Source organism: Micromonospora tarensis (genome assembly GCF_016803395.1).
GTDB classification, from domain to species: domain Bacteria; phylum Actinomycetota; class Actinomycetes; order Mycobacteriales; family Micromonosporaceae; genus Micromonospora; species Micromonospora tarensis.
Genome location: NZ_JAEVHL010000310.1, coordinates 1 through 6,478 on the forward strand (window position 1 = coordinate 1; position 6,478 = coordinate 6,478).

At 72.4% G+C, this 6,478-nt stretch carries 6 protein-coding genes and 1 pseudogene; all 7 read right to left on the reverse strand.

Translation table 11 applies throughout. The features are described from left to right. Nucleotides 1-1,959, reverse strand: a 1,959-nt coding sequence (pheT, locus tag JM949_RS32340) for a phenylalanine--tRNA ligase subunit beta (RefSeq protein ID WP_203151876.1), incomplete at its 3' end; no start/stop codon positions are given. 40 nt (nucleotides 1,960-1,999) lie between these two features. After that, nucleotides 2,000-3,067: a phenylalanine--tRNA ligase subunit alpha gene (gene pheS / locus JM949_RS32345; protein WP_203151877.1), complete on the reverse strand. Its 1,068-nt coding sequence runs from the start codon at nucleotides 3,065-3,067 to the stop codon at nucleotides 2,000-2,002. A gap of 218 nt (nucleotides 3,068-3,285) precedes the next feature. Beyond that, nucleotides 3,286-4,082, reverse strand: a pseudogene (locus JM949_RS32350) (TrmH family RNA methyltransferase). Nucleotides 4,083-4,165: 83 nt separating this feature from the next. Beyond that, nucleotides 4,166-4,558: a 50S ribosomal protein L20 gene (rplT, locus tag JM949_RS32355; protein ID WP_030488429.1), complete on the reverse strand. Its 393-nt coding sequence runs from the start codon at nucleotides 4,556-4,558 to the stop codon at nucleotides 4,166-4,168. Nucleotides 4,559-4,590: 32 nt separating this feature from the next. Beyond that, on the reverse strand, nucleotides 4,591-4,785 hold the full coding sequence (gene rpmI, locus JM949_RS32360; protein ID WP_007458415.1) for a 50S ribosomal protein L35: 195 nt from the start codon (nucleotides 4,783-4,785) through the stop codon (nucleotides 4,591-4,593). Nucleotides 4,786-4,804: 19 nt separating this feature from the next. Next, nucleotides 4,805-5,455: a translation initiation factor IF-3 gene (gene infC / locus JM949_RS32365; protein ID WP_203151878.1), complete on the reverse strand. Its 651-nt coding sequence runs from the start codon at nucleotides 5,453-5,455 to the stop codon at nucleotides 4,805-4,807. Between the two features lie 420 nt (nucleotides 5,456-5,875). After that, nucleotides 5,876-6,349, reverse strand: coding sequence for a PH domain-containing protein (locus JM949_RS32370; protein ID WP_203151879.1), 474 nt, complete (start codon nucleotides 6,347-6,349; stop codon nucleotides 5,876-5,878). Nucleotides 6,350-6,478: the final 129 nt, after the last annotated feature.

Genomic DNA, 6,478 nt, shown 5'->3' on the forward strand with positions numbered 1-6,478 from the left:
CGGGTCGAGGTCACCGGCGAGCACCACCGCGACGTGCACCGGCTGCGCCGGCACCACCGCGTCGGCGGCGGCGAACTCGGCGTCGGTGGGGCGGCGGTCCACCCCCATGGCCGGCGGGCTGCCGGCGCCGACGCGCGGACGGAAGACCGCGCCGATCTCGTAGAGGGCGAGGTCACGGTGCCCCCGGCCCAGGTTGCGCTTGAGGATGCCGAGCAGCGGACCGAGCAGCGTGGTGCGCAGCAGCGGCTCCTCCTCGGACAGCGGGTTGGCCAGCCGCACCGCGGGCCGACGCCTGTCGTCGGCCGGCAGGCCGAGCTGGTCGGCCAGCTCCACCGACACGAACGGGTGCGCGAGCACCTCCACGTACCCCCGCTCGGCCAGCGACAGGGCGACCGCCCGGCGTCGACGCTGGCGCGGGGTCAGGCCGCGCCCGGGCGGCGCGGTCGGCAGCACCGACGGCACCCGGTCGTACCCGTCGAGGCGGACCACCTCCTCGACCAGGTCGGCCGGGTCGGTCAGGTCGGGCCGCCAGGTCGGCGGGGTGACGCTCAGCACCGCCCCGGCGCCGCTGGCCGTGCCGACCGCGCCCGGGTCCTCGGAGAGCCGGTCCGCGCCCTGCGCGACGGTGCAGCCGACCCGCTCCAGCAGGGCGACCACCCGCGCCGGCGGGTACTCGACGCCGACCCGCCGGGTCGGCAGGTCCGCCGGCAGGGTGATCGGGGTACGCGGCCGGACGTGGTCGATGTCCAGGATCTCCGCGCCCGGGGTGCCGCCGCCGTGCTCGGTGAGCAGCCGCACGGCACGCTCCAACGCGACGAGCGCCACGGCGGGGTCGACGCCCCGTTCCCAGCGCTTCGCGGCCTCGCTGAACAGCTTGTGCCGGCGGGCCGTACGCCCCACCATCGCCGGGTCCCAGTGCGCCGCCTCGAAGAGCACGCTGGTGGTGCCGGCGACGACCTCGCTGGTCTCGCCACCCATCACCGCCGCGAGGGAGATCGGGCCGGTGTCGTCGCAGATCACCATGTCGTCGGCGGTGAGCACCCGGTTGACGCCGTCCAGGGTGGTCAGCTTCTCCCCCGCCTCGGCACGGCGGACCACCAGCGGCCCGGCGATCCGGTCGGCGTCGAAGGCGTGCATCGGCTGGCCCAGCTCCAGCATCACGTAGTTGGTGATGTCGACCGGCAGCGAGATGCTGCGGATGCCGGCGGTAACCAGCCGCTGCTGCATCCAGGACGGGGTGGGCGCGCTCGGGTCGACACCCCGGACCAGCCGGGCGGTGAACCGGTCGCAGCCGACAGTGTCACGCACCTCCACCGGGTACGCCGGCGTCTCGGTGCCGCTCGGCGCGGGCACCAGGGCGGGGTCGCGCAACGGCACGTCGAACGCGTGCGACAGCTCCCGAGCCAGGCCGCGCAGGCTCAGCGCGTACCCCCGGTCGGGGGTGATCTCCAGCTCGAACACGACGTCGTCGAGGCCGACCGCCGGGCGCGCGTCGTCGCCCGGCTTGGCCGTCACGTCCGGGCCCAGCACGATGATGCCGTCGTGGTCGTCACCCAGGCCCAGCTCCTTGGCCGAGCAGATCATGCCCGCGGAGTTGTGCCCGTACGTCTTGCGGGCGCCGATGGCGAAGCCGCCGGGCAGCACACCGCCGGGCAGGATCACCACCACCCGGTCACCGGGGGCGAAGTTACGGGCCCCGCAGACGATCTCCTGCGGTTCGCCGGTGCCGTTGGCGGCGCCGACGTCGACCCGGCAGAACCGGATCGGCTTCTTGAACCCGGTCAGCTCCTCGATCTCGCGGACCTCACCGACGACGAGCTGGCCGGTGACGGTCGCGGCCAGGTCCACCACGGAGTCGACCTCGATGCCGAGGTCGACCAGGGCCTGCTCCAGGTCACCGGTGGGCAGGTCGGCGGGGAGGTCGACGTACTCCCGCAGCCAACTGACAGAAACTCGCATGACTTCAGACCACCGTTCCCGTGTCTCGTACCCGCATCGCCTACGCCCCGGTGCCGAGCGCGCGGCTGAACCGCACGTCACCCTCGAAGAGGTGGCGGATGTCGCTGACCCCGTGCCGAACCATCAGGGTCCGGTCGATGCCCATGCCGAAGGCGAATCCGGAGTAGACCTCCGGGTCGACCCCGCAGGCACGCAGCACCCGGGGGTTGACCATGCCGCAGCCACCCCACTCGACCCACTGCGGGCCGTCGCGGTGCTCCGGGAACCACACGTCGAACTCCGCCGACGGCTCGGTGAACGGGAAGTAGTGCGGCCGCCACCGGGTCTTCGCCTCCGCGCCGAACATCGCCCGGGCGAAGTGGTCGAGCGTGCCCCGCAGGTGCGCCATCGTGATGCCCTTGTCGACCACCAGACCCTCGGCCTGGTGGAACACCGGGCTGTGGGTGGCGTCGATCTCATCGGTGCGGTAGACGCGGCCGGGCACGATCACGTAGATCGGCGGCTTGCGGCTGAGCATCGTGCGGGTCTGCACAGTCGAGGTGTGCGTCCGCAGCACCAGGCCGGAGCCCTCCGGTGCGATGTGGAAGGTGTCCATCAACCCGCGCGCCGGGTGGTCGGCGGGGATGTTCAACGCGTCGAAGTTGACCCACTCCAGGTCGACCTCGGGCCCCTCGGCCACCTCGTAGCCCATCCCCACGAAGAGGTCGCCGATCGACTCCATCAGGGTGCTCAACGGGTGTCGGGCACCCCGGGGACGCCGGTCGTAGGGCAGGGTGACGTCCACCCGCTCCTCGACCAGCACCCGCTCGGCCTGCTCGCGCTCCACCACCTCGGCGCGTTCGGCGTAGGCGGCCTCGATGGCGCGGCGGGCCTCGTTGACCCGCTTGCCGGCGTCGGACTTCGCGGCCGGCGGCAGCGCGCCGATCTCCCGGCGCGCGAGGGAGACCGGGGACCGGTCACCGAGGTGCACCGAGCGCAGCGCGGTCAGCGCGTCCGGGTCGGCGGCCGCGGTGAACGCCTTCGTGGCGTCCGCGACAGCCTCGTCCAGGGCGGCGGGGTCGAGCAGGGCGACCTGCTTCGGGTCGTACGGATCGTTGCGGTAGCTCATGGCGTACGGGCACTCCCTCACGGCGGCGCCAGCCCTCATCGGGGCGGCGAAGCGAGTCTACGGACGCGCGGCTGCGCCGCAGCCCGCCGGTAGGAGTTGCGCAGGGAGCAGGTCAGGCCCGCCGCCCGCCGACACCGGCGGGCTGGCTAAACGAACGCCGTGTCGCGTTCATGGACGGACGCTCTCCCCTGCTGTCAGTCGCGCCGGAGGCGGTCACCTCAGCGCTGCGCTCTCGCTGAAGCGTACAGGCAGACGGCGGCGGCGGCAGCCAGGTTGAGGCTCTCGGCGCGCCCGTACAACGGCACCCGCACCCGGGCGTCCGCGGCGGCGGTCAACTCCTCGGGCAGGCCGTGCGCCTCGGAGCCGAACAGCCAGGCGGTGGGCCCGACGAGCCGACCGTAGTCGGTCAGGTCGTCCAGGTCGCTGTCGCCGTACCCGGTGGTGGCGAAGATCGACAGCCCGGCGGCGCGCAGCGCGTCGACCACCGCGACCGGGTCGGCGGCGCGCACCACGTCGACGTGGAAGAGGCTACCGGCCGAGGCCCGCACGCACTTGCCGTTGTACGGGTCGACGGCGTCGCCGGCGAAGACCACAGCGCCCGCCCCGGCCGCGTCGGCGGTGCGCAGCACCGTGCCGGCGTTGCCCGGGTCGCGGATCGCGGCGAGCACCGCCACCAGCGGGGCGCGCCCGCGAGGGCCCGCTCCAACGGCACGTCGAGGTGCCGGCAGACAGCGACCAGCCCCTGCGGGGCCACGGTCTCGGCCAGCGCGGCGAGGGCGTCGTCGGTCACCTCGGAGACCGGCACGTCGGCGTGGGCCGCCGCGGCGGCCAGCTCCGGGTGCCGGTCGAGGGCGGTGGTCGTACCGAACAGTTCGGTGACCACCCCCGGCCGGGCGAGGGCCTCGCGGACCGCCTGCGGGCCCTCGGCCAGGAAACGGCCGGTGGCGTCGCGGTCCCGGCGGCGCTGCAACCGGCGGGCGGCGACAACCCTGGGGGTACGCGGGGTGAAGGCCATGGTGTGCGCTCCTCCGGCACGATCGAGGCGCCCCCCGGACGGCGGTGCCGACCCGGGAGACGCCTCGCTCTGGTGCGTGGGGATCAGGCGGCCTGAGCCGCCGCGCCGCCGGTGCCCTCGGCCGTGACCGCGGCCCGGGCCAGCTCGACGATCGCCGCGAACGAGGCGGCGTCGTTGACAGCCATGTCGGCCAGGATCTTGCGGTCGACCTCGATGCCGGCCAGACGCAGGCCCTGGATCAGCCGGTTGTAGGTCATCCCGTTGGCCCGGGCGCCCGCGTTGATCCGCTGGATCCACAGCTGCCGGAAGTCGCCCTTGCGGTCGCGACGGTCCCGGTAGGCGTACTGCATCGAGTGCAGCACCTGCTCCTTGGCCTTGCGGTACAGCCGGGAGCGCTGACCGCGATAACCACTCGCGGACTCCAGCAGGGTACGACGCTTCTTCTGGGCGTTCACAGCCCGCTTGACGCGTGCCATCTCAACTCCTTCTTACGTAAAGGTGGCGCGCGTCAGCGGCCGAGCAGCTTCTTGATGCGCTTGACGTCGGCCTTGGCCAGCACGACCGTGCCGGTCAGCCGGCGGGTCTGGGTGGAGGGCTTCTTCTCCAGGTTGTGACGGAGGCCGGCCTGCTGGGCAACGATCTTGCCCTTGCCGGTCACCTTGACCCGCTTACCCATACCCGTGTGGCTCTTCATCTTCGGCATGTGGAACGTCTCTCCCCTGTTACTCGCCGCTGGTGTCGGCGGCGAGGCCGGTGTCACCGGCTGCTGCGGTCTCGCCGACCGCCGCGGTCTCATCGGCTTCCGGAGCGGCGGACTCGTCCGCTGCCCGGTCCCGAGGTCCAACGCGGGACGCCGTGGCGGCGACCGCGGAGGCCTTGACGGCCCGATGCGGAGCGAGAACCATGATCATGTTTCGGCCGTCCTGCTTGGGAGCGGCCTCGACGTATCCCAGGTCCGTGATCTCGGATTCGAGCCGACGCAGGAGCCGGTAACCCAGCTCCGGGCGACTCTGCTCGCGACCGCGGAACATGATCGTCACCTTGACCTTGTCGCCCGCCTTGAGGAACCGCACCACGTGACCCTTCTTGGTCTCGTAGTCGTGCGGGTCGATCTTCGGCCGAAGCTTCATTTCCTTGATGACGGTCTGCTGCTGGTTACGCCGCGCTTCGCGCGCCTTCAGTGCGCTCTCGTACTTGAACTTGCCGAAGTCCATGAGCTTGCACACCGGCGGGCGCGCCATCGGCGCAACCTCGACCAGGTCCAGATCGACGTCCGCGGCCAGCTGAAGAGCGCGCTCCAGCGGGACGATGCCCACCTGCTCACCCTCTGGGCCGACCAGTCGGACCTCACGTGCCCGGATCTGCTCGTTCACGCGTGGTTCGACGCTGATGGGGCCTCCTCGAGTCGTTTCTGCTCAGGTGCCGACCCCTGCGGCTCCCGGGAGGGAACCGACGTGAAAAGCAGAAGGCCCCGGCGCATGCCAGGGCCCGCTCGACCGGTCAGCGCGTGATCACAGGATCACACGCCCGGGACCGGGACATGCCCGGAACCGGTGACCGGACCCGGCCACCGTAGCGGCGACTCGGGTGGGAGCAGGCGCTCCGCTTTCAAGGCTGTCTGCTCGCACGCGGAGACAGCCTGGTCGACTCGACAACACTACACCGCCACCCCGGTCACCCCCAAACCGGGACACCCGGGGCGCGCCGTCAATACGCGCGCCGGGTGTCCGACCCCGCCCCGCCGAGATCCGCGCACGTGCCCGGGCTAGACGCGCGAGGTCAGCGCCGGGCGGTCAGCGGCCGACGGCGCGTTCGGCGAGGCGGGCCTGGTGGGCTTCGTGCAGGCGACGCAGCGCGCGGACCCCGTCGACGGCCAACTCCTTGTCGGCGGCCTGGAGTGCGACCATCGGCAGCAGGTCGTCGTCGTGCAACTCCAGGCTGGCCCACGGCGCGCCCCGGTCGAACCGGACACCCCGGACGACCTCCCAGGGCAGCTCGTAGGAGCTGATCACGTTACGCACCCGGACGCCACGCGCGTCCGCCTCCACCCGCGGGCGGGTGAACAGCAGGAATCCCAGCGCACCGAAGACGCCCAGACCGATCATGGCGATCTGGTCACCGCGCTGGAAGCTGCCGTAACCGCCGCCGGTCGGCCCACTCAACGAGGTGGCAACCAGACCGAACACCACCACCAGGGCAACCGCCGCCGACCAGCAGACCACACGGATACGGCGGGGCTTCAGGCGGACCAGCTCGCTTTCACTCACCCCACCAGTCTGCCACCCACCCTGGGCCACCAACCGCACCACCCGCCGAGCCACCACCCCGAGCCCCGAACCCAGGGCCGGGCAAGTCCAGGTCCAGTCCCGGCCAGTCAGTCCGCCGCCCGCCGCCCG